The organism is Planococcus massiliensis (assembly GCF_000821325.1).
Lineage (GTDB): Bacteria > Bacillota > Bacilli > Bacillales_A > Planococcaceae > Planococcus > Planococcus ruber.
In genome coordinates, this window is the sequence record NZ_CCXS01000001.1 from 1,269,663 (window position 1) to 1,291,929 (window position 22,267).

The following is a 22,267-nucleotide window of genomic DNA, read 5'->3' on the forward strand; positions in this document are numbered from 1 at the left end:
TCTTTCACTGTATATATTTCGTGTTCCTAAATTTTATCACAAAGATACTCAATACCATACCCTTTTGCCAAAAGAAAAAACAGGCAGCTGGCTGCCTGTTAATTTTCCATATCCATTTTGAATTCCAAAAATAATTCATTGTAGATGCCGAGCATTTCCAGCCCTAAGTTTTCGTACACTTCCAGGTGTTCCCGAAGTTCTTCAGGCGGATAGAAGCGCTCGTCACCTGTCACTTCCGGATCCATGATTTCAATCGCTGCTTGGTTCGGTGTGGAATACCCGACATAATCTGCATTTTGGGCAGCCGTTTCCGCTCCCAGCATGAAATTGATGAATGCATGGGCGCCTTCTACATTGCTGGAAGTCTTCGGAATGACCATATTGTCAAACCATAAGTTTGAGCCTTCCTCCGGCACTGAATAATCGATGTTTTCGTTGATCCACATCATATCTGCCGCTTGTCCGGACCACGTCAAAGCAACAGCCGCTTCTTCGCGCCGCATCATTTCGACGATTTCATCCCCGATAATGGCTTTTGTGTTCGGGCCGAGCGTTTTCAGTTTATCCGTGGCTTCCCGGAGCTCTGAAACATCTGTCGAGTTCAGGGAGTAGCCAAGGCTGTTCAACCCCATTCCGATAATTTCACGTGCACTGTCCACTAGAATAACTTCCTGTTTCAGCGTAGGGTCCCATAAATCATCCCAGCTTTCGAACGTTTGGCCTTCCAGCAAAGTCGGATTATAAGCGATACCGACAGTTCCCCAGAAATAAGGGATGGAATATTCATTGCCCGGATCAAAAGGAAGGTCAAGGAAATACGGATCGATGTTTTTTAAGTTCGGAATTTTTTCGTGATCGATCGGGATCAATAAATCATTTTCCTTCATTTTTTCAATGGCATATTCCGAAGGCATTGCGACATCGTAAGACGTACCGCCTTGCTCGATTTTTGTCATCATCGCTTCATTTGAATCGAAGGTTTCGTACACGACATTGATATTGGTTTCATCTTCAAATTGCTGGACCAATTCCGGGTCGATGTATTCGCCCCAGTTGTAGACGGTAATCGATCCTCCGCCAGTGGTTGCGGAACTTTTCTCAAGGACGGATACGCCGTAAAGAAGCAGGGCAGAAGCGACCAGAATCGCGACTGTAGCTTGAATTATGCTTTTCATCTTAATGGCCTCCTGTTCCGATGCTATTCCGTGCCCGTTGGTTAAAGAAGTAATAGCCGACAACAAGGCCGAGTGTTACCACAAAGATCAAGGTGGAAAGTGCATTGATCGTCAATGTGATTCCGGCACGCGCCATCGAATAGATTTCAACGGAAAGCGTTGAGAATCCGTTTCCTGTAACAAAGAACGTAACCGCAAAGTCATCCAATGAATAGGTCAACGCTAAAAAGAATCCTGCGAAAATCCCCGGCTTGATGTAGGGAATTATCACCCGCGTCAAAATATCGCGTTTCGTAGCACCCAGATCTGCTGCAGCGTCAATTAACGTGCTGCTCATTTCCTGCAGTTTCGGCAAGACCATGATGACGACGATTGGAATGCTGAAGGCGATATGTGAAATCAGGACAGAAGCGAATCCGAGCTTAACGCCGATCATTGTAAACAGGATTAGGAACGATGCACCGATAATGACGTCCGGGCTGACAATCAGAATATTGTTCAGCGACAGCACCGCATTGCGCATTTTACGATTTCGCAAGAACACAATGCCAATGGCCCCAAGAACACCAATCGCTGTTGAAATCAATGACGACAGCAAAGCGATGATGACCGTATTCATCAAAATGATGAGCAGCCGCGTGTCGTTAAAGACTGCTGCATAATGTTCCATCGTAAACCCGTCGAAGCTCGACATCGTTCCGCCGCTATTGAATGAATAAAAGATCAAGTAAAAAATTGGTGCATATAAGATAAAGAAGACAACTGCCAAATAGACTTTTGCTTTTTTACTTAGTTTTCCCATTTGCAGAGCCTCCTTTTTCCCGCTGCCCGGTCAGCATCATAATGATGATCATGAAGAGTATTAAAAACACCGCAATCGTTGAACCCATCCCCCAGTTTTGCGTCACCAGGAATTGCTGTTCAATGGCTGTACCGAGCGTGATGACTTTATTGCCCGCGATCAAACGCGTAATGACAAATAGCGACAGCGCTGGGATGAAAACGGCTTGGACGCCGGATTTTACGCCGTTGATGGTCAACGGGAAAATCACTTTTCTGAATGTCATCCAGGATGAGGCGCCAAGGTCACGTGATGCATCCATCAGCGCCGGATTCAATTTATCCAAGGAATTGAAGATCGGCAAAATCATGAACGGAATAAAAATGTAAACCGATACGAAAATGAAACTGAAATCCGTGAACAGGATTTGCTGCTCGCCAATGCCGATGGCTGCCAAGAATTTATTGGCCGGGCCGTACAAGCCGAAGATTCCGATAAAGGCGTAGGTCTTCAAGAGTAAATTGATCCATGAAGGGATAATGATCAGCAGCAGCCACAATTGCTTATGCTTTGTTTTCGTCAGCCAGTAGGCAGTCGGGTAAGCAATCAGAATCGAAAAGAAGGTCACCAGAAATGCATACCAGAACGAGCTCAGCGTCAGCCGCAGATAGACGGATGAAAAGAAATTCTGGTAGTTCTCGAGCGTTAAATTTCCTTGCAGGTCAAAGAACGAGTAATAGACGACCAATGCAATCGGCGCGATGACAAACAGCGCAATCCAAATATAATAGGGGATCAGATAGAAACTGCGTGCTCCTTTACTTTTCATCGGCTTCTGCTCCATATGATTCGAGACGTGCATCAAACGCTTCTTCGGATTCGTTCAAGCGCATAACGTGAATGGCTTCCGGATCAAAATCCAAGCCGATCAGGGAGCCGACTTCCGCTTTCTTGGTGGAGTGTACAAGCCATTCGTTCCCGACTTCATCAATAGTGGAAATTTCAAAGTGAACGCCGCGGAATAGCTGGGTATCGACTGTGACGGCCATTTTTCCTTGGCTTACGGAAGTGATTTCAAGGTCTTCCGGACGAATGACGATTTCAACCTGTTCATTGGGATTTAACCCTTGGTCGACGCACTCAAATTCTTTATTGGCAAAACGGACACGGTAGTCTTCGATCATTTCACCTGCGACGATATTGGATTCGCCGATAAAATCCGCCACGAATCGGTTGATCGGCTCATCGTAAATGTCCATCGGCGTACCGCTTTGCTGGATCTCGCCGGCTTTCATAACGAAAATTTCATCCGACATGGCAAGTGCTTCTTCCTGGTCATGTGTGACGAAAATAAAGGTTTTGCCAAGGCGCTGCTGAAGTTCACGCAATTCGTACTGCATTTCGGTCCGCAATTTCAGATCCAGCGCAGAGAGGGGTTCATCAAGCAAAATCACTTCCGGGTCATTGACAATCGCCCGCGCAATCGCGACGCGTTGGCGCTGCCCGCCGGACATTTCACTGATTTCCCGATTTTCATATCCTTTTAAGTTCACGAATTCCAAAGCTTCTTTCACACGGCGTTCAACTTCCGCTTTTTTTAACTTTTTGATGCGGAGCCCGAAAGCCACATTCTCAAATACGTTAAGGTGGGGAAAGAGGGCATAATCCTGGAATACTGTGTTTACTTGGCGTTCGTTGGCGGGAATGTTATTGACTTTTTTTCCTTCAATATAGACATCGCCTTTGGTCGGTGTAATAAACCCGGCGATCAAACGCAGGATCGTCGTTTTACCGCAGCCGGAAGGGCCGAGAAGGGTATAGAATTTTCCTTTTTCAAGTTCAAAGCTGACATCGTTCAAGACAGGGCCAGCCCCGTCATAGATTTGCGAAACATTTTCAAAACGAATAATTGATGTATCCAATAGGTATCCCTCCAAATTTACAAATATGATTGTGTGGCAACAATGATCATTTCTGATTTTCCAGAATGGGCATTAATAAGCTGATGATGGTCAGAAGCTTCATAATAAAGGGAATCTCCAGCACTTGCAAGATACTCGTTGTCTCCAAGGACGAGGCGTACCCGGCCTTCAAGCACATAAATGAAGGTTTCGGCAAGGGAAGGTTCAAAGTGTTTGAATTGCCCATTCTCTTCCAGTGTCAGATAGACAGGCTCCATTTCCTTTTCATTGGAAGTGGTGATGAGCCAATCAATTTCATAGCCGGATTCCGTGTCCGTGTGGATTGTATGGTCACTTGGTGTATAAACAACTTTCACTTCTTTATCGGAGTCATCAAAAAATTCCTTCGGCGTCGTGCCGAGAACTTCCAGCAGCGAAAATAGCGTTTCAATCGAAGGGGAATTCATATCCCGCTCCAACTGGGAGATGAAGCCTTTGCTCAAATCTGTCCGCTCGCCGAGTTCTTCCTGCGTCAATCCATTTTTTAGCCGCAGCCGCTTTATTTTCATTCCGATTTGCACGCAGCTTCACCTCGTTTTATATAGTAATAGTAAACTTTGAATAAATTAAGTTTATTAAAAATATACTTTAAGTTTACTAACAGCAATTATCATTATACAAAAACCCGTTCGTTTTTCAAGTATAATAAATAATTTAAAAGAAATTTTTCTTAAACATTGCTTTTTACCGCAAAACTTTATTATTATAAAGAAATGGAGTAAAACGTGAATACGCAAAGAAAACACTTTTAACTTTGAAATATGATGATATGATAATTAAAAGATGACCATGTGTAACCTATCTTTCGGGAGTGATCAATTTGAACGGCAAAATGAATTTTTTCCTGGACCCTAAAAACCGTATTGTCCAAAAATCTTCAATCATGAATTATAAACAGGACCAGCAAGGTCTTTACCTAGTAGCGAATAAACAATTTATCAATTGGATGGATGTCCATACTTATTGCCATACGTGTTTGTCTGCTTTGACTTTCGACGACGAATTCGACGCAAGCTATTGCTCGAGCTGCAATGAGTGGCGTGAAGAAAAATGCAGCGACATCCATTGTGAATACTGCGAAAAACGGCCGAAACGGCCATTGGATCCCCGCTGACATAGTGGGGGTTTATTTTTTTTAAGCGCTATTTTTGGATGGGAATATGCTAAACTAATGGCTATAAAAGAATTTGGGGGATGTATATGAAGAAAGAATTTGTAGTCATCGGCCTTGGGCGATTCGGTGGAAGCATCGTCCGCGAACTGATTGAACAAGATGCAGATGTAATGGCAATTGATAAAGATACTGAACGGGTTGATGAATTTGCGAGCATCGCGACGCAGGCAGTTGTCGCTGATACGACAGATGAAGCGGTACTTAAATCTCTCGGCATCCGCAATTTTGAACATGTCATTGTCGCCATCGGTGAAAATATCCAAGCGAGCATCCTTACGACATTAATGCTAAAAGAAATAGGCGTCAAAAAGATCACCGTTAAAGCCCAAAACGACTATCATGCGAAAGTGTTGAACAAAATAGGGGCGGATCACGTCGTTCATCCGGAACGGGATATGGGGATTCGAATCGCCCATAATATGTTATCCAATAATGTGTTGGATTACTTAGAGTTATCGGATGAGCATTCCATTGCCGAGATCCAAGCCAATGAAAAGCTCGCAGGGCGAACGTTGATCGGTTTAGACATACGCGCAAAATACGGCATTAATATCGTCGCCATTAAAAGAGAAGGCCAAATCTTAGTATCGCCGCAGGCCGATATGGAAATCGAATTGGCCGACGTATTGATCATTATCGGGTCGGATGCGGATATCAACCGATTTGAAAAGAAAGTCCTCAACTGAAAACGGAGGATAATAGAAAAAAAGCGTTCGCGTCAGGAATTCCTGACACGAACGCTTTTTTAGTTGATGATAGTTGAAATTTTTTTCTGATGTCCAGTCTGCAGCACCTAGCCCCACGAGACGCTTCGGTCTTGCCGATAATGGCAAAGAATGCCATTGCCTTCAAAACCTCCAGCGATTGTCGGGGCTGAACAGGTGGTTCCGCTTTTCTAGACTTCCATGATGATCGGCAAGATCATTGGGCGGCGTTTTGTTTTTTCATATAGGTACGGCCCCAACACGTCTGAGATATCGCTTTTCAGCTCAGCCCATTCAGTGTTTTTGCCATGGATCTTTTTGTTTAAATGGCGGTTCAGCATTTGCTGAGCCTCGTAGATCATCGTTCCGGATTCACGCATGTAGACAAATCCGCGCGAGATGATGTCCGGACCGGATACCATTTTGTTTTTCTTCATATCAACGCTGACTACAACGATGACCAATCCTTCTTCAGAAAGCACACGGCGGTCGCGTAGAACGATATTGCCGATGTCGCCGATGCCGCTTCCGTCGATGTAAACATCTCCGGCAGGAATGCGTCCGGCAACAGAAGCTTCATTTTGGCTAAGTGCCAAGACATCGCCGTTTTCCATGATGAACGTGTTTTCCAGCGGCACATCGCAATCCACGGCTAACTGGGCATGGATTTTTTGCATGCGGTGTTCGCCGTGGATCGGCATAAAGAATTTTGGTTTGATCAAACGAAGCATCAATTTGTTTTCCGGCTGTGAACCGTGTCCAGAAGTATGGACGTTGTTCAATGAGCCGTGGATCACATCTGCTCCGGCGCGGAACAGCAAATTGATCGTCCGGTTGACGCTGCTCGTATTGCCCGGAATCGGGGAAGACGAGAAAACGACCGTATCATTCGGCTGGATCTGGATTTGACGATGCGTCCCGTTGGCAATTCTTGAAAGAGCTGCCATCGGCTCGCCTTGGGAACCTGTACATAGAATCAGCACTTCATTGGCAGGCAGGCGGTTCAATGTTTGCGTATCTACGAAAGCATCTTCTGGTGCGGTAATATAGCCAAGTTCACGGCCGATTGTTATCGCGTTGTCCATGCTTCGGCCGAATACCGCAATTTTGCGGCCTTGAGCCACAGCTTCGTCTGTCACTTGCTGAAGGCGATAAATATTAGATGCGAATGTTGCAAAAATTAAGCGGCCATCCACTTTTCTCATAATGTCCTTGATGGACTCGCCGACTTTGCGTTCAGACATCGTGAAGTCGGGAACTTCAGCATTTGTACTATCAGAAAGCAGGCATAGCACGCCTTCGCTTCCGATTTGAGCCATTTTCAACAAGTTGGCAGGTTCGCCTACCGGCGTGAAATCGAACTTGAAATCTCCAGTATGGACGATGTTGCCGGGAGGCGTTTTGACGACGACTCCGAAAGCATCTGGTATACTGTGGGTCGTACGGAAGAAACTGACTGAAGTTTTCCGGAATTTGATGACATCTTCCTCTTCGATTTCAATCATTTTAGTTTGGCGAAGCAAACCATGTTCTTCTAATTTCTTGCGCAGCAAGCCTAAAGCCAGTTTGCCGCCATAGACCGGAATGTTGATCTTTTTCAAGAGGTAAGGGATTCCGCCGATATGGTCTTCATGTCCGTGTGTCACGAACAAGCCTTTGATTTTGTCTGCGTTTTTTACGAGATAAGTATAATCCGGAATAACATAATCGATTCCGAGCAAATCGTCTTCCGGAAATTTGATGCCCGCATCGATCAGAATGATTTCATCCTGGAACTGGACACCATACGTATTTTTGCCGATTTCGCCTAGTCCGCCGAGTGCGAATACAGCTGTTTGATCATTCTTAACAAATTTCATAGTCAGTCCAAGCTCTCAACTTCGAAATTTTCGCTGGCTTGTTCGTATTCCAAATGGCTTCCTTCAAGCAGCTGGATAAATTCGATGTTATAGTTGCGGTCTTTCAAGTGGAATCTTACTTCTCGCTCGGATGATGCTTCTACGTAGAGGCTCTTGGTGTTTTCGCGAACTGGGACCTCTGCACGGTTTTCTTGATACAATACTTTAAAAATCATAATTTGCTCTCCTTTTGCACGTTCAATTAAATTCACTTTCTTTATATTATCATGACCGTGTTTTAAAATAAAGAATAGCCCTCCTTATTTATTAAGAAGGGCTAAACCGATTATGCGATTTTCTTTTTGTTCATAATGCCGTTTAGCTGTCTGAGAAGTCTTCTTTTCATACGTTTCAGTTTCAGCATGGCTATCTCACTCCTTAAGTGCATTATACTGTATTTTCAGATAAATGTAAAGATTGAGGGCTGTTTTATAATAAAAAATTGATAGGAGAATGATGCATGAGTAAATTATTGTTATTGGATATTGATGGAACATTGATGAATTCGAAAAAAGAAATTCCGGAAAGTGCAAAAGCTGCATTGATCCAGGCGAAAGAAAACGGACATGATTTGGCTATCGCTACCGGACGGGCTCCTTTTATGATTAATAAAGTTTTAAAAGAAACGGGCATTCGTACATATATTACTTTTAATGGCCAATACATTGTCCATGAAGATGAGTGCATCCACAGGGAAGCGCTAGATACAGATCTTTTGTCATCGATTGTTGAATTTGCAGAAAAGCGCGCGCACCCGATTGTTTTCATGAATGAGAAAAAAATGGTTTCATCCATTGACTACCATCCTGATATCGATGAAAGCATCAAAACTTTAAAATTCCCTCATCCTGAAATGGTGGAAGATTTTCATAAAGACCATGACATTTACCAGGCGCTTGTTTTTTGTGAGGAAGACGAAGAGCAGCAATATCATGATACATTCAAGGAAATGCAATTTGTCCGTTGGCACCGCGTGTCATGCGACATCTTGCCGAAAGGCGGAACAAAAGCGAGCGGCATTGAACATTTAATCCGCGCAACCGGCCACACCCTCGAAGACACAATTGCTTTTGGCGACGGCTTGAATGATTTGCAGATGATGGAGAAGGCAGGCATTAGCGTAGCGATGGCAAACGGCCATGAAGAAACGAAAAAGCGCGCAACCCATGTAACGGATCATGTGGATGAAGACGGGCTCGCCAATGCATTCAAACATTTGAAGCTAATTTAAATAGAATAAGCAAAAAAAAGAGGCTCGGATTATTCATCCGAGTCTCTTCCTATTGGCATGGCATTTTCAATTTCGGCAAACGGGTTTTTAGGATTGATGTGGTCAAAGAACATAACGCCATTCAAATGATCGAGCTCATGCTGGAAAGCAATAGCCGGCAGCCCTTTTAAACGCATTTTGTATTCTTCGCCTTCTAGATTGAAAGCTTTGATGGTGATGCGGGCATGGCGGGGAACATATCCCGGAATAGCGCGGTCTACGGATAAACAGCCTTCGCCAGCAGTCAAATAAGCTTTTTCGACAGAATGGCTGACGATTTTAGGATTGATGGCAATCAAGCTTAGATTTTCGCCGCTTGTTTCATCAAAATGCAGCGCGAAAATCCGTTTCGCCTGGTTGACTTGAGGAGCTGCAATCCCAACACCTGGGCGCAGATCATATTTTTCGATCATTTCATCGTCTTGGCTATTAATGACATATTGCAAAAGGTCCTCGGCAAGTTTACGGTCTTCTTCGGAAAGCGGAAAGCTTACTTCTTCCGAACGTTGACGGAGCGTAGGATGGCCTTCGCGGATTATATCTTTCATGAGTATCAAGTGTATTCATCCTTTCGTACTGACACATTACACTTAAGTATAACGCACGAACGGGAAAGCCGGAAAGAAAAAAGCAACACTGCCCGTGAATTTGCGTTTGCTCCTATTTTATAGGCTAAAAATTTGCCTGCTCTGTTTTAAGCCTGCCGGCGCTCTCCGGGCGCTTGCGCTTTTCCATTGTCCAGACTCCAGCAGCCAAGTTCTCGGGACTTAAGCCGTCTCACCTGTGCGGCAGAATACGCCGCTTCGGCAATCCGTCTTATGCCCGTCGAACTTACACGGCTACTTGCGCTTTTCTATCACGAATATTATAGTTAATTTATGTAATAAGGAGGTTTTTTTGTGAAAAAAGTTTTTATGGCAACGATTTTTTCGAGTGCTTTATTGCTAAGTGCTTGTTCAGGGCAAAACGCCGGTGAACAATTGGATAATGTATTACAAGACACATTTTCTGCTGAAAAAGAGTACCGGGATACGCAAAGTGAAATGGAAAAGCTGGAAAAGAACGAACAGCAATTATTCGAGTCCATTATGGGCTTGACTCAGGAGCAGCAAGAAGAAGTAAGCAGCCAAGCGCAGGAGGCGATGGAATCGGCTGATCAGCGTTTAGAACTCCTGAAAAATGAAAACGAATCGATGCAGAATGCCGAAGAAGAATTTAAGGCAATTGACACGGTAATCGAAGAAACCGATGAAGATTCGCTGAAAACGGATTTAACGGAGCTGAAAACGAAAATGCAGGAACGCTTCGAAGCGCATGCGGATTTTGCAGAAGCTTATGAAGAACTGACAGCCCTTCAAAAAGAGCTTTACGATATGCTCCTGAACGAAGAAACAGAACTTCAAGCTTTGCAGGAAAAAGCGATGGAAGTAAATGAGAAAAACACAGCGGTCCAAGAAACTGTGGCAGTTTTCAATGAACGGACCGAACAGTTCAATGAGATGAAAGACAATGTGATTGAAGAGCTTGAAAAAGAAGAGAAATGAAGAAATGCTTAGAAACCCTAAATAGAGAGACGAAAAGAGCTGCCTTATAGACTTGGGCAGCTCTTTTTCTGTCCTATAAAAGGAAGGATTAACTCTTCCTGTGATATAATACAGGGCTATTGGAAACGGTAGTACAGTTTTTAAGCGCAAAGCATTTCCTTCTATAGGATAGGCTTGATAACTAACGGTTCGCAATGATTGACCATGCAATTCAAGTAACGTATACTGAAAAGGAATGTGCAATTGTATTACTATATCAATAAAGAAATCTTAATACAGATAAAAGGAGAGTTGCTTTTATGGCTGCGAAAAAATCACAGCAATTTGATCCAGTGGAAACACTGCACGCAATCGAAGAAAAGTTTGAAATGGTCCAGGTTCTGAACGAAGAAGGTGAAATCGTCAACGAACAGGCAGATCCAAAGTTATCCGATGAGGAATTACAGGAACTAATGAGCCGCATGGTTTATACACGTATTTTGGATCAGCGTTCAATTTCATTGAACCGCCAAGGCCGTTTAGGTTTCTACGCTCCGACCGCTGGACAGGAAGCGTCTCAATTAGCATCTCATTTTGCCCTTAAAAAAGAAGATTTCATCTTGCCGGGCTATCGTGATGTTCCGCAATTGATCTGGCATGGTTGGCCATTGCACCAAGCATTCTTGTTCTCGCGTGGACATTTCATGGGGAACCAAATGCCTGAAGGCTTAAACATCTTGCCGCCGCAAATCATTATCGGGGCACAGTACATCCAGGCTGCAGGTGTAGCATTAGGTATGCAAAAACGCAAAAAAGAAGCAGTTGCTGTCACTTACACAGGCGACGGCGGTTCTTCGCAAGGAGATTTCTACGAAGGCATCAACTTTGCCGGTTCATTCCGTGCGCCTGCCATCTTCTTTGTACAGAACAACCAATATGCGATTTCTACACCTCGTGAATTGCAGACTTCTGCAAAAACAATTGCACAAAAAGCTGTAGCTGCCGGAATCCCAGGCGTCCTGGTTGACGGAATGGATCCATTAGCAGTTTATTCTGTAACACGCGATGCACGCGAACGCGCTATCAGAGGCGAAGGTCCGACCTTGATCGAAACGCTTTGCTACCGTTATGGCCCGCATACAATGGCTGGCGATGACCCGACTCGCTACCGTACTTCTGACACAGACAGCGAGTGGGAAAAGAAAGATCCGCTTATCCGCTTCCGTAAATATTTAGAAGCGAAAGGCATTTGGAATGAAGAAAAAGAAAACGAAGTAATTGAAAAAGCTAAAGAAGAAATTAAAGCGGCAGTTAAAAAAGCCGATAGTGCTCCAAAACAGACGGTTACTAACCTATTGGAAATCATGTATGAAGAGGTTCCATTCAACGTCCAAGAGCAACTTGATATCTACAAAGCAAAGGAGTCGAAGTAAGCGATGGCACAAATGACGATGGTTCAAGCAATTACCGACGCTCTGAAAACAGAGATGCAAAACGATGAAAATGTGCTTGTTTTCGGGGAAGACGTAGGAAATAACGGCGGTGTTTTCCGTGCAACAGAAGGATTGCAAAAAGAATTCGGTGAAGACCGTGTATTCGATACGCCTCTAGCTGAGTCAGGGATCGGCGGCCTAGCTATCGGTCTTGCGCTGCAAGGTTTCCGTCCGGTTCCGGAAATCCAATTTTTCGGGTTTGTTTATGAAGTAATGGATTCAATCAGCGGCCAAATGGCTCGTATGCGCTTCCGCAGCGGCGGTAGCTTAAATGCACCAATTACGCTGCGTTCACCTTTCGGCGGTGGTGTTCACACACCTGAAATGCACGCAGACTCTCTAGAATTGCTGATGACTTCACAGCCAGGTTTAAAAGTGGTTGTGCCGTCAACTCCGTATGATGCAAAAGGTTTGTTAATTTCTGCAATCCGCGACAACGACCCGGTTATTTTCCTTGAGCATTTGAAATTATATCGCTCAGGCCGCCAGGAAGTTCCGGAAGAAGCTTACACAATTCCTTTAGGGAAAGCGGATATCAAACGCGAAGGCAAAGATTTGACGATTATTGCATACGGTGCAATGGTGCAAGAAAGTTTGAAAGCAGCTGAAGAACTTGAAAAAGAAGGCTATTCTGCAGAAGTAATCGACCTTCGTACGATCCAGCCTTTGGATATTGAAACGATTGTCGCTTCAGTAGAAAAGACTGGACGCGCAATGGTTGTCCAAGAAGCCCAAAAACAAGCAGGTATTGCTGCAAACGTTGTAGCTGAAATCATGGATCGTGCGATTTTGAGCTTAGAAGCTCCTGTACTTCGCGTAGCAGCTCCAGATTCCATTTTCCCATTCTCACAAGCTGAACAAGTTTGGCTTCCAAACTCGAAGGATATAATAGAAACAGCTAAGAAAGTGTTAACGTTCTAATTCGTTTAGAAAAGAAAGGGTGAAACTAATGGCTTTTGAATTTCGTTTACCGGATATCGGAGAAGGTATCCATGAAGGTGAAATCGTAAAATGGTTCGTAAAAGCAGGAGATCGAATCGAAGAAGATGACATCATGTTTGAAGTGCAAAACGACAAAGCAGTTGTCGAAATGCCTTCACCTGTATCAGGAACAATCAAAGAGATCATCGTTGAAGAGGGAACAGTAGCAGTTGTTGGTGACGTGCTGGTCCGGATCGAAAGCGACGATGCTTCAGATAACGAAGGAAGCGGAGATGCAGCCCCTTCTGAAAGCAAAGAAGAAACAGAAGAGCAAGTTCAGGCTGGAACAGCTGAATCTGCCCAGAATGTTGATAAAGAACCCGTAAAAGAAGAAGCGCCTAAAAATGCGGAAACGGGAGCCGGCGAACAGCCTCAGGCAAAAACGCCAGCTGATCCGAATGCACGCGTGATCGCGATGCCTTCAGTCCGTAAATTTGCAAGAGAAAAAGACGTCGATATCACACAAGTTTCAGGATCAGGCAATAATGGCCGCATCTTGAAAGAAGATATCGAATCGTTCTTGAGCGGCGGGCAAGAGCAAGCGGCAGCTGAAACTGCTCCTGAAGCAGAAGCGGTTGAAAAAGAATCAGCTAAAGAAACAGCAGCTCCAAAAGCGCCGGCTGTTCCCGAAGGCGACTTCCCGGAAACGCGCGAGAAGATGTCAGGCATCCGCAAAGCGATTGCAAAAGCGATGGTGCATTCAAAACATACGGCTCCTCACGTTACATTAATGGACGAAGTGGACGTTACCGAACTAGTAGCACACCGCAAAAAGTTCAAAGATATTGCAGCTGAAAAAGAAATCAAGCTGACTTACTTGCCTTATGTCGTTAAAGCTTTAGTGAGCACATTGCGTGAATTCCCGGCATTGAATACATCTTTCGATGATGAAACAAGCGAAATCATCCAAAAACACTATTTCAACATCGGAATCGCAGCAGATACTGAGAAAGGCTTAATGGTTCCTGTCATTAAAAATGCAGACCGTAAATCCGTATTCTCCATTTCTGATGAAATCAATGGACTTGCAACAAAAGCGCGTGAAGGCAAACTGACTGCTGCTGAGATGAAAGGCGCATCGTGCTCAATCACGAATATCGGTTCTGCCGGCGGCCAATGGTTCACTCCAGTCATTAACCACCCTGAAGTGGCAATTCTTGGAATCGGCCGCATCGCTGAGAAGCCTGTAATTAAAAATGGTGAAATTGTTGCTGCACCTGTGTTAGCATTATCATTGAGCTTCGATCATCGCATGATTGATGGAGCAACAGCGCAACACGCATTGAATCACATCAAACGCTTATTAAGCGAACCTGAATTATTATTAATGGAGGCGTAAAAATTATGGTAGTAGGAGATTTTCCAATCGAAACAGATACGCTCGTCATCGGCTCAGGCCCTGGGGGATATGTAGCAGCTATCCGCGCAGCGCAAACTGGCCAAAAAGTAACAATCGTTGAGAAAGAATATATCGGAGGCGTTTGCTTGAACGTCGGCTGTATCCCTTCGAAAGCTCTAATCTCAGTGGGTCACCGTTTTGAAGAAGCTCAGCATTCAGATGATATGGGTATTGTCGCAAAAGAAGTATCCATTAACTTTGAAAAAGCGCAGGCTTTCAAAAACGGCGTTGTGAAAAAATTGACTGGCGGTGTTGAATCGCTTCTAAAAGGAAATAAAGTTGAAATCGTTCGCGGTGAAGCTTATTTCGTAGATGAAAATTCAGTACGTGTGATGGACGAAAAGTCTTCGCAAACTTACACTTTTAAAAATGTAATCATTGCGACAGGATCTCGCCCAGTGGAAATTCCAACTTTCAAATTCTCTAAACGCGTCATCAACTCAACAGGTGCTCTAGCACTTCAAGAAGTTCCTAAAAAACTTGTCGTTATCGGCGGGGGATATATCGGAACTGAACTTGGAACTGCTTATGCAAACCTTGGATCTGAAGTAACTATCCTTGAAGGTGCCCCTGATATCTTAGCTGGATTCGAAAAGCAAATGACGGCTATCGTTAAAAAAGGCTTGAAGAAAAAAGGCGTTGAAGTTATCACAAAAGCATCTGCTAAAGGTGTAGAAGAAACTGAAAACGGCGTTACTGTAAAATACGAAGCTGGCGGGGAAGAAAAAACCGTTGAAGCGGATTACGTATTGGTAACAGTTGGCCGCCGTCCGAACACAGATGAAATGGGACTTGAAGAAGTCGGCGTGAAAATGTCTGAACGCGGTCTGATCGAAGTCGACAAACAATGCCGTACAAACATCCCTAACTTCTATGCAATCGGAGACGTTGTACCTGGCCTTCAACTTGCTCATAAAGCATCTTATGAAGGCAAAGTCGCTGCAGAAGCGATTGCTGGAGAAAAATCAGAAGTGGATTACTTGGCAATTCCTGCGGTCTGCTTTACAGATCCTGAACTTGCAAGCGTCGGCTTAACTGAAGAGCAGGCAAAAGAACAAGGATTTGAAGCGGCTGCTGCTAAATTCCCATTCGGAGCTAATGGCCGTGCACTTGCACTTAATGCATCTGAAGGTTTCGTGAAACTCGTTTCACGCAAATCAGATGGTTTATTGCTTGGTGCTCACATCGTTGGTGCTGGTGCGTCTGATATGATCGCTGAATTAGGCCTTGCTATTGAAGCGGGTATGACAGTCGAAGACATCGCAATGACGATTCACGCTCACCCAACATTGGCTGAAATTACAATGGAAGCTGCAGAAGTGGCACTTGGAACTCCAATCCATATCATTAAATAATGAAAGAAGAAATCCGCATTTTCATGCGGGTTTCTTTTTTTATGCCTTTATTCATGATAGAATGGCACCGAAAGGGTGATAGTGATATGGTACATATGAAATGGTTAATACTGACAGTTGGTATTTCGCTGCTTGCAGCGTGCAGCGATGAACAGGCTGAAACGGTCGATGAAAAAGAAACAGCGCCAGTAGAAGAACAGGCAGAAGAAACGCCTGCGGAAACTGAAAATGCAAATGAAGAAGAAAGTGGACAAGCAGAAGAAGCGGAGCAAGAAGAAATTGAAAAAGAAGAAGTAGAGGCAGAACCAGAACCTCAATATCGCTTAAATCCTGCTACTTGGGGAGTGGAGCCGATTGCAGATGCTCCGGCAGAAGCGGTATTGCTGACCATTGATGATGCACCCGACAAGCATGCGGTGGAAATGGCGACTACATTGAAAGAGTTAGGAGTACCGGCTATTTTCTTTGTCAACGGCCATTTTTTGGATAGTGACGAAGAAAAAGAGAATTTGAAAAAAATTCATGACATGGGCTTTGCGATCGGCAACCATACCCAGACCCATCCGAATTTAACGACGATTTCCGATGAACAGCAAAAAGAAGAGATTTTAGCTGTTAATGAAACAGTTGAACAAGTAATCGGCGAAAAGCCGAAATTCTTCCGTGCACCACATGGAGCCAATACGGACTTCAGCCGTGCCCTGGTGCAACAAGAAGGTATGATGTTGATGAATTGGTCCTATGGCTACGATTGGGAAAAACAGTATATGGACCCAGCGGCTCTAACGGATATCATGATCAATACAGAGTTTCTACGCAATGGTTCAAACTTGCTGATGCATGACCGGGAATGGACGGCCGCAGCCCTTCCGGGGATTGTAGAAGGTCTAAAAGCTAAAGGCTACACGTTTGTCGATCCGCATGAAATCGAACTTCAGCCTTAAGTAAAAAAAGTCCGGAGCTTTTAGCTTCCGGACTTTTTTCTATTCTTTTGCCTGTCAGACCTAAACGGCTGTTTCCGCTTTTCTCTGTCCAGACTCCAGCGCCCAGCCCCTCGAGACGCTTCGGTCTTTCAGGCAATGGCAAAGAACGCCATAGCCTGAAAGCCCTCCAGCGCTTGTCGGGGCTTACCGGGCGCTTCCGCTTTTCTCTGTCCAGACTCCAGCGCCCAGCCCCTCGAGACGCTTCGGTCTTTCAGGCAATGGCAAAGAACGCCATAGCCTGAAAGCCCTCCAGCGCTTGTCGGGGCTTACCGGGCGCTTCCGCTTTTCTTTGTCCAGACTCCAACAGCCAGATCCTCGGGTCATAAGCCGTTCTAGCTAAGCGGCTGAAAACCGCCGCTGCGCCAGCCCGTCTTATGCCTTTCGGATCTAAACGGCTGCTTCCGCTTTTCCTATTACCGGATCGCCTGCTGTTCTTTTATGACCCGCAGCATTTTCAGCGTATCGTCTTCGGGCCCTTGTACCGGCAAGCCGGCTTTGATGTTCATATCGATATACTCGATGTTTTCCTGCGTAATGATCTCACCGGGAATAAAAATCGGGATGCCGGGAGGATAAACCATGATGAACTCAGCTGAAATTCTGCCTACGGCTTCTTCAATCGAGATAACTTCTGTGGTCGCGTAAAAAGCATCTCTCGGCGTCATAGCAAGGCGCGGGATGTCCGGCAAGAGAACGACCGGTTCGATGATTGCGGCGTCGCTTTCGAAAGCCTCGCTCATTCTTTGCAAGGCATTGATCAGGAGGTTCAATTCTTTTCGGCTGTCTCCAAGAGTCACCAAGCATAGAATGTTATAAAGATCCGACAATTCGATTTCGATATTGGCATTTTCACGCAGCCATTCTTCTGCCTGGTGGCCGGTGATGCCAAGATTTTTCACGCTGATCAATAATTTCGTCGGATCCATATCGTAGGTGGCGGAGCTGTTTAAAATCTCTTTTCCTACGCAATGGAGATGTGGAATTTTATTGATTCGCTTTCGTGCATCCTGCGCTAAGCGAATGGCGTGGTCGATCAAATCAAAACCGTGGATTGCCAGCTGTCTGCGGGCAGTATCCAGGGACGCCAGAATCGGGTAGGACGTCGAAGTCGTGGTCAGCATGGAAAGCGTCGACTGAACGCGCTTGGCAGAAACCAGGCCTTCGCGGACATTCAGCACCGAACTTTGCGTCATGGAACCGCCGAGTTTATGGACCGAAGTCGCTGCCATATCAGCACCTGCTTCCATCGCGGAAATCGGCAACGATTTATGGAAATGGATATGGACACCGTGTGCTTCGTCTACCAAAACCGGTATCTCGCGCTCATGGGCGATATCCACAATCCGCTTTAAATCAGCTGCGACGCCGAAATAGGTTGGGTTGATGACAAGGACCGCTTTTGCGTCCGGATATTCATTCAATGCTTTTTCAACCGCTTCTGCCGAAATGCCATGTGAAATTCCAAGTTCCGGATCCACTTCGGGGTGGATGAAAATCGGAATCGCGCCGGCGAAAACAATTGCCGACATAATCGATTTGTGGACGTTGCGCGGCACTAGGATTTTATCGTTTGGTCCAACAATACTTAAAATCATCGTCATGATCGCCCCGCTCGTGCCTTGGACAGAGAAAAATGTATGGTCTGCGCCGAATGCTTTAGCAGCTAATTCCTGCGCTTCTTTAATCGCACCTTTTGGCGAATGCAAATCATCCAAAGGGGCGATATTGATCAAGTCTATCGATAAAACATTATCGCCGACAAATTCCCGAAAAGCCGGGTCGACGCCTTGGCCTTTTTTATGGCCAGGAATATGGAATTGAATGGGGTGCCGGTTGCGATGCTTAAGAAGCGCATCGAATAACGGAGTTTCTAATTGAGACACAAAGGGCCACCTCGCTTTATAAAAATGAAAACAAAAAGAATTATAGCATGTTGATTAACGCTATACTATAAAAATAAAAGGAAATTGTTTTTGCCTGCCGAATAACATAAAGACAGAGGAGGGAATGATTTCATGCAGTTTCAAACAAGAATAACAGAACTACTCGGGATCCGTCTGCCGATCGTTCAAGGCGGCCTTGCTTATCTTGCCTATGCAGACCTCGCTGCAGCCGTATCAAATGCAGGAGGACTTGGGCAAATCACGGCGATGAGCCTTGCAACGCCAGAACAATTAAGAGAGGAAATCTGCAAAGTCCGCGAATTGACAGACCAGCCTTTCGGCGTCAACTTTGCAATCGGTGACCACGGCCGTGAATTTTCCCATATGCTTCAAGTGGCGATTGATGAAAACGTTCCGGTCGTTTCGATGACTGGCGGAAATCCGACGCCAATCTTCAAGCAGCTGGAAGGAACGCCGATTAAAAAGCTCGTGCTGGTAGCAGCCAGAAGACAGGCGGAAAAAGCGGAAGAGCTTGGAGCCGATGCCGTGATGGTGGTCGGACATGAAGGCGGCGGGCATTTAGGGAGAGACGATATCGGGACGATGGTGCTCATCCCGCAAGTGGTGGATGCTGTCTCCATTCCCGTCATTGCATCCGGAGGCATTGGAGACGGCCGCGGCTGGATGGCCGCCCATGCGCTTGGGGCAGAAGGGATCGAAATGGGAACGCGCTTTATCGCGACGAAAGAATGCGTCCACGCCTCGGTTGTCTATAAGAACGCATTAATCGCAAGTTCTGAGCAAGACACGGTCATCATTAAAAGAAGCATCAGCAGCCCAGCCCGGACGCTAAGAAATGGCTGGACCGACAGGATTTTGGAGATTGAAGCGGAACAGCCGAGCTATGAAGCAATCAAAGACTATGTTAGTGGAGAAGCCAACAAGAAATATATATATGAAGGAAAGCAGGAAGAAGGATTTGGCTGGGCCGGACAAGTTACCGGACTGATCAAGGACGTGCCTTCTGTACAGGAATTAATCGACCGAATGGTAGCGCAAGCTACAGAAATTCGGAAAAAATGGTCATGGCCATCATGACACGAAAGTGAGGAAGTAAAATGGATTATTCATACCCTTTTTCAATTGATTGGACTACGGAAGAAATTGTGGATGTCGTTGCCTTTTTCGAAGCAATCGAACTTGCCTACGAGAAAGGAGTCAAACGGAAAAGCCTAATGGCAAAATACCGCCGGTTCAAAGAAATCGTGCCGTCGATAGCGGAAGAGAAAACGTATTTCCGCGAGTTCGAAGAAGAAAGCGGCTATGCCAGTTTTCCGGTCATCAAAGAAATGAAAGTGCGAAGCGACGAAGACATCATTAAAATGAAGAAATAAAAAATTCCGCAGCTTAGCACTGCGGAATTTTTATTTTTTGTAGCATCGTGTCATAGACCGGCAATAATTCGGTAAATGTTCTTTCGGCAAAAGCATGAAAATCTTCAGGCGACATAGCCGCAGCGTCGTCTCTTGAAATATGGCGTCCGATAACCAGTTCGCCTTTTTTCACATCGCGAAGCCTTGTCACGAGTTTTTCAACGCCTGCCTCTTCCAAATCTGCAAGCGGCTGGGCTTCCGGTTTCATGTGGTCGCCGGAAAGCATAAAATCTTTCGGAAGTGAAGAAAGCACGTCAGATGCCAGCAATTCTTCCGCCATCGCTTTTTTGTTAGGGGCTTCGTAAATAACGGCTAAGATAATAAAAACATGGCTTTCCCATAAGCCGATTTGGAAATGGGGCACAGCCTTGTATCCTCTTTTGTGTGGAGCGAATGCTACCCAGCTGTCATTTGGCGGATTGACCGTACGGCGCATATGCTTTGCGACGTGAGGGAAAAACTCTTCGCCGGATTTTCCGGAAAAGAATGCTGAGTATACAGTGCCCAGCTGTTCAAATTTCGGGCGCACCCTCGAAACCAGCAGTTCCATCCGCTGTTCCAAGCCTGGCGTTTCAAATACTTCGAAGTCTTGTTGGGTCCAAAAAGTTTCCACTTATTTTCCTCCTTAAATAGCAATCATAGGTTTCATTTTAACGAACTTTGGGAAGAAAGAATATAAATAAGTTTTCCTGAGCTGCTAAAGGGGTATTGGTCTAATAATCATATTATTAAACTGAATTATCGAAAAGTGGAGAGAAAGGGGTGCTTAGTATGAAACAGATGATTCAAATCATTCGCAAAGCCGAAGTAGAAAAAGAATACATCCATGTTTTGAAATTGGAACTTGATTACGAACTTGCTTCTTTGTTCGATGCTATGAAGCAAAAAGATGAACACCAAAAAGATAAAAGCAAAAAGCGTCTTCAAGAAATACATGTAGAGTTGGAGGCACTTCATGCGCTTTAATAAACTGATTATATAAGGGCATTTACTGAGATAAGACAGTAAGTGCCTTTTTCGTTATAATGAAGGGAAAAAGGGAGGCAATAACTTGGATTTGCACAGCATGGACACTTATATTAAATCGCTAATTAAAGAAGCGGGCCACCGCATCAGAAATTCATTTTTAGTGGATATCACCATTGAAACGAAATCAGATGCAAATGACCTGGTAACGAATATCGATAAAGAAATCGAACAATTTTTCATTAGCCGCATTCGGCGTGATTTTCCCGGTCACCGCATATTGGGGGAAGAAGGGTTTGGAGATACGTTCGAAGATCTGGACGGCGTTGTTTGGATGCTCGACCCAATTGATGGCACGATGAATTTTGTGCATCAAAAAAGAAATTTCGCCATTTCGTTAGGGATTTATGAGAATGGAATCGGCAAATTGGGATACATATACGATGTGGTAAATGATGACTTGTACCATGGAATCCAAGGAGGCGGTGCTTATTACAATGATGAACGGCTGCGGCCTTTGTTCGATACTTCCATCGAAGAATCGATTGTCGGCATCAATGCCACGTGGATTACGCCAAACCGCTATATTGACCATGAAGCCACCATCCGTTTAGTCCAGCATGTCAGAGGCACAAGATCTTACGGATCTGCTGCGCTTGAGCTTGCCTATGTCGCGAGCGGCCGAATGGACGCCTACATTTCGATGCGCTTATCGCCTTGGGATATAGCAGGCGGAAAAGTGATTGCCGAAGAAGTCGGAGCTGTCACTTCCAATTTCAAGGGAGAGCCCGCCAATCTGATGAAGCAAGATACGTTTATTGTAGCCAATCCATCGATCCATCATCGTATATTGTCGGAATACATCCGCCTCAAGTAAAGCGGAATGGCTTCCGGTGAGACCCGACACTGGCCAAAGGAAATAAAAAAAGGAGTTGCTTTGGATTTTCTCCAGAGCCAACTCCTTTATTGCGCGAAGATTTAAGGGGAGGGGATTTACAGCAATCCAGCTTCCCGCATCTCTTTTTTCTTTTTAAAGCCCATTCCCATGACTGCACAAAGCAATATGATTGCAAAAAGAATTCCTGGAATGCTGCGGAAGCCCACGGCAACACCGATTGCGGCCATGCATACAAGAGCTGCAAACGAATAGAATACGAAAATCCATTTTATATTTTTCAATCTTTTTTCCTCCTGCCGCCTATAGTCGAAATAAAATCTTAGGGTTTTTCCCCTACATGTGCTATACTAACACAGTTATGGACATGAAAAAAGAATATTGGAGTGAAAG

General features: G+C 45.0%; 24 protein-coding genes. 13 read left to right on the top strand and 11 right to left on the bottom strand.

The annotated features are described in order from the left end of the window. Positions 1-98: 98 nt before the first annotated feature. Genes BN1080_RS06075 through BN1080_RS06095 form a run of 5 tightly spaced genes read right to left on the bottom strand, consistent with a single transcriptional unit; the run spans position 99 to position 4,438 of the window. Positions 99-1,175 (bottom strand): ABC transporter substrate-binding protein, encoded by a 1,077-nt coding sequence (locus tag BN1080_RS06075; protein WP_052651034.1) that lies wholly within the window; start codon positions 1,173-1,175, stop codon positions 99-101. A 1-nt stretch (position 1,176) separates the two neighbouring features. After that, on the bottom strand, positions 1,177-1,977 hold the full coding sequence (locus BN1080_RS06080; protein WP_052651035.1) for an ABC transporter permease: 801 nt from the start codon (positions 1,975-1,977) through the stop codon (positions 1,177-1,179). Beyond that, on the bottom strand, positions 1,961-2,785 hold the full coding sequence (locus BN1080_RS06085) for an ABC transporter permease (protein ID WP_052651036.1): 825 nt from the start codon (positions 2,783-2,785) through the stop codon (positions 1,961-1,963). The genes BN1080_RS06080 and BN1080_RS06085 overlap by 17 nt, the downstream gene beginning before the upstream one ends. After that, positions 2,775-3,878 carry an ABC transporter ATP-binding protein gene (locus tag BN1080_RS06090; protein WP_052651037.1) on the bottom strand — a complete coding sequence of 368 codons (1,104 nt, stop codon included), beginning with the start codon at positions 3,876-3,878 and terminating at the stop codon, positions 2,775-2,777. Before BN1080_RS06090 ends, BN1080_RS06085 begins: the two co-directional genes overlap by 11 nt. A 17-nt stretch (positions 3,879-3,895) precedes the next feature. Continuing rightward, positions 3,896-4,438: a helix-turn-helix domain-containing protein gene (locus BN1080_RS06095; protein WP_052651038.1), complete on the bottom strand. Its 543-nt coding sequence runs from the start codon at positions 4,436-4,438 to the stop codon at positions 3,896-3,898. Between the two features lie 299 nt (positions 4,439-4,737). On the opposite strand from BN1080_RS06095, the gene BN1080_RS06100 reads away from it, so the two are divergent. Both BN1080_RS06100 and BN1080_RS06105 read left to right on the top strand, forming a co-directional pair. Next, positions 4,738-5,031: a hypothetical protein gene (locus BN1080_RS06100; RefSeq protein ID WP_052651039.1), complete on the top strand. Its 294-nt coding sequence runs from the start codon at positions 4,738-4,740 to the stop codon at positions 5,029-5,031. 86 nt (positions 5,032-5,117) lie between these two features. After that, the gene (locus tag BN1080_RS06105; protein ID WP_052651040.1) at positions 5,118-5,777 is read left to right on the top strand and encodes a potassium channel family protein; all 660 of its coding nucleotides are present in this window, start codon (positions 5,118-5,120) and stop codon (positions 5,775-5,777) included. Between the two features lie 209 nt (positions 5,778-5,986). On the opposite strand, the gene rnjA is transcribed toward BN1080_RS06105, so the two are convergent. Both rnjA and BN1080_RS06115 read right to left on the bottom strand, forming a co-directional pair. Continuing rightward, positions 5,987-7,654, bottom strand: coding sequence for a ribonuclease J1 (gene rnjA, locus BN1080_RS06110; RefSeq protein WP_052651041.1), 1,668 nt, complete (start codon positions 7,652-7,654; stop codon positions 5,987-5,989). 2 nt (positions 7,655-7,656) lie between these two features. Further along, complete coding sequence (locus BN1080_RS06115; protein ID WP_052651042.1) at positions 7,657-7,869, bottom strand: DNA-dependent RNA polymerase subunit epsilon; 213 nt, start codon at positions 7,867-7,869, stop codon at positions 7,657-7,659. Positions 7,870-8,153: 284 nt separating this feature from the next. Between BN1080_RS06115 and BN1080_RS06120 the strand changes: the two genes are divergently transcribed. Next, on the top strand, positions 8,154-8,924 hold the full coding sequence (locus tag BN1080_RS06120; RefSeq protein WP_052651043.1) for a Cof-type HAD-IIB family hydrolase: 771 nt from the start codon (positions 8,154-8,156) through the stop codon (positions 8,922-8,924). Between the two features lie 29 nt (positions 8,925-8,953). On the opposite strand, the gene def is transcribed toward BN1080_RS06120, so the two are convergent. After that, positions 8,954-9,520, bottom strand: coding sequence for a peptide deformylase (gene def / locus BN1080_RS06125; RefSeq protein WP_052651044.1), 567 nt, complete (start codon positions 9,518-9,520; stop codon positions 8,954-8,956). A 342-nt stretch (positions 9,521-9,862) separates the two neighbouring features. Between def and BN1080_RS06130 the strand changes: the two genes are divergently transcribed. The 6 genes from BN1080_RS06130 to BN1080_RS06155 all read left to right on the top strand — a co-directional run bounded on the left by BN1080_RS06130 (position 9,863) and on the right by BN1080_RS06155 (position 16,658). Then, positions 9,863-10,507 carry a YkyA family protein gene (locus BN1080_RS06130; protein WP_052651045.1) on the top strand — a complete coding sequence of 215 codons (645 nt, stop codon included), beginning with the start codon at positions 9,863-9,865 and terminating at the stop codon, positions 10,505-10,507. Between the two features lie 299 nt (positions 10,508-10,806). Continuing rightward, the gene (pdhA, locus tag BN1080_RS06135) at positions 10,807-11,919 is read left to right on the top strand and encodes a pyruvate dehydrogenase (acetyl-transferring) E1 component subunit alpha (protein WP_052651046.1); all 1,113 of its coding nucleotides are present in this window, start codon (positions 10,807-10,809) and stop codon (positions 11,917-11,919) included. Positions 11,920-11,922: 3 nt separating this feature from the next. Further along, positions 11,923-12,900 carry an alpha-ketoacid dehydrogenase subunit beta gene (locus BN1080_RS06140; protein ID WP_052651047.1) on the top strand — a complete coding sequence of 326 codons (978 nt, stop codon included), beginning with the start codon at positions 11,923-11,925 and terminating at the stop codon, positions 12,898-12,900. Positions 12,901-12,928: 28 nt separating this feature from the next. Further along, a complete protein-coding gene (locus BN1080_RS06145) occupies positions 12,929-14,299 on the top strand; it encodes a dihydrolipoamide acetyltransferase family protein (protein ID WP_052651048.1) in 1,371 nt (456 codons plus the stop codon). Between the two features lie 5 nt (positions 14,300-14,304). Continuing rightward, on the top strand, positions 14,305-15,714 hold the full coding sequence (gene lpdA / locus BN1080_RS06150; RefSeq protein WP_052651049.1) for a dihydrolipoyl dehydrogenase: 1,410 nt from the start codon (positions 14,305-14,307) through the stop codon (positions 15,712-15,714). 86 nt (positions 15,715-15,800) lie between these two features. After that, complete coding sequence (locus BN1080_RS06155; RefSeq protein ID WP_052654437.1) at positions 15,801-16,658, top strand: polysaccharide deacetylase family protein; 858 nt, start codon at positions 15,801-15,803, stop codon at positions 16,656-16,658. 452 nt (positions 16,659-17,110) lie between these two features. Here the strand turns inward: BN1080_RS06155 and BN1080_RS06160 are convergent, their stop codons facing one another. Further along, positions 17,111-18,580 (bottom strand): aminotransferase class I/II-fold pyridoxal phosphate-dependent enzyme, encoded by a 1,470-nt coding sequence (locus tag BN1080_RS06160; protein ID WP_052651050.1) that lies wholly within the window; start codon positions 18,578-18,580, stop codon positions 17,111-17,113. A gap of 132 nt (positions 18,581-18,712) precedes the next feature. On the opposite strand from BN1080_RS06160, the gene BN1080_RS06165 reads away from it, so the two are divergent. Next, the gene (locus BN1080_RS06165) at positions 18,713-19,678 is read left to right on the top strand and encodes an NAD(P)H-dependent flavin oxidoreductase (RefSeq protein WP_052651051.1); all 966 of its coding nucleotides are present in this window, start codon (positions 18,713-18,715) and stop codon (positions 19,676-19,678) included. 20 nt (positions 19,679-19,698) lie between these two features. Further along, entirely contained in the window at positions 19,699-19,974 is a 276-nt protein-coding gene (locus tag BN1080_RS06170; RefSeq protein ID WP_052651052.1) for a UPF0223 family protein, read from the top strand. A gap of 13 nt (positions 19,975-19,987) precedes the next feature. Here BN1080_RS06170 and BN1080_RS06175 read toward each other — a convergent pair whose 3' ends face one another. Continuing rightward, positions 19,988-20,626, bottom strand: coding sequence for a YktB family protein (locus BN1080_RS06175; RefSeq protein ID WP_052651053.1), 639 nt, complete (start codon positions 20,624-20,626; stop codon positions 19,988-19,990). A 158-nt stretch (positions 20,627-20,784) separates the two neighbouring features. Between BN1080_RS06175 and BN1080_RS06180 the strand changes: the two genes are divergently transcribed. Together BN1080_RS06180 and BN1080_RS06185 are read left to right on the top strand one after the other, a co-directional pair. After that, positions 20,785-20,979, top strand: coding sequence for a hypothetical protein (locus BN1080_RS06180; RefSeq protein WP_052651054.1), 195 nt, complete (start codon positions 20,785-20,787; stop codon positions 20,977-20,979). Between the two features lie 85 nt (positions 20,980-21,064). Further along, positions 21,065-21,856: an inositol monophosphatase family protein gene (locus tag BN1080_RS06185; protein WP_052651055.1), complete on the top strand. Its 792-nt coding sequence runs from the start codon at positions 21,065-21,067 to the stop codon at positions 21,854-21,856. Positions 21,857-21,972: 116 nt separating this feature from the next. Here BN1080_RS06185 and BN1080_RS06190 read toward each other — a convergent pair whose 3' ends face one another. Next, the gene (locus tag BN1080_RS06190) at positions 21,973-22,158 is read right to left on the bottom strand and encodes a YlaF family protein (RefSeq protein ID WP_052651056.1); all 186 of its coding nucleotides are present in this window, start codon (positions 22,156-22,158) and stop codon (positions 21,973-21,975) included. Positions 22,159-22,267 lie beyond the last annotated feature (109 nt).

Coding starts and splice junctions, on each gene's coding strand:
- pdhA (WP_052651046.1), top strand. CDS start 10,807: ATGGCTGCGAAAAAATCACAGCAATTTGATCCAGTGGAAACACTGCAC.
- BN1080_RS06165 (WP_052651051.1), top strand. CDS start 18,713: ATGCAGTTTCAAACAAGAATAACAGAACTACTCGGGATCCGTCTGCCG.
- BN1080_RS06075 (WP_052651034.1), bottom strand. CDS start 1,175: ATGAAAAGCATAATTCAAGCTACAGTCGCGATTCTGGTCGCTTCTGCC.
- BN1080_RS06140 (WP_052651047.1), top strand. CDS start 11,923: ATGGCACAAATGACGATGGTTCAAGCAATTACCGACGCTCTGAAAACA.
- BN1080_RS06155 (WP_052654437.1), top strand. CDS start 15,801: ATGGTACATATGAAATGGTTAATACTGACAGTTGGTATTTCGCTGCTT.
- BN1080_RS06115 (WP_052651042.1), bottom strand. CDS start 7,869: ATGATTTTTAAAGTATTGTATCAAGAAAACCGTGCAGAGGTCCCAGTT.
- lpdA (WP_052651049.1), top strand. CDS start 14,305: ATGGTAGTAGGAGATTTTCCAATCGAAACAGATACGCTCGTCATCGGC.
- BN1080_RS06080 (WP_052651035.1), bottom strand. CDS start 1,977: ATGGGAAAACTAAGTAAAAAAGCAAAAGTCTATTTGGCAGTTGTCTTC.
- BN1080_RS06170 (WP_052651052.1), top strand. CDS start 19,699: ATGGATTATTCATACCCTTTTTCAATTGATTGGACTACGGAAGAAATT.
- rnjA (WP_052651041.1), bottom strand. CDS start 7,654: ATGAAATTTGTTAAGAATGATCAAACAGCTGTATTCGCACTCGGCGGA.
- BN1080_RS06085 (WP_052651036.1), bottom strand. CDS start 2,785: ATGAAAAGTAAAGGAGCACGCAGTTTCTATCTGATCCCCTATTATATT.
- BN1080_RS06120 (WP_052651043.1), top strand. CDS start 8,154: ATGAGTAAATTATTGTTATTGGATATTGATGGAACATTGATGAATTCG.
- BN1080_RS06105 (WP_052651040.1), top strand. CDS start 5,118: ATGAAGAAAGAATTTGTAGTCATCGGCCTTGGGCGATTCGGTGGAAGC.
- BN1080_RS06145 (WP_052651048.1), top strand. CDS start 12,929: ATGGCTTTTGAATTTCGTTTACCGGATATCGGAGAAGGTATCCATGAA.
- BN1080_RS06180 (WP_052651054.1), top strand. CDS start 20,785: ATGAAACAGATGATTCAAATCATTCGCAAAGCCGAAGTAGAAAAAGAA.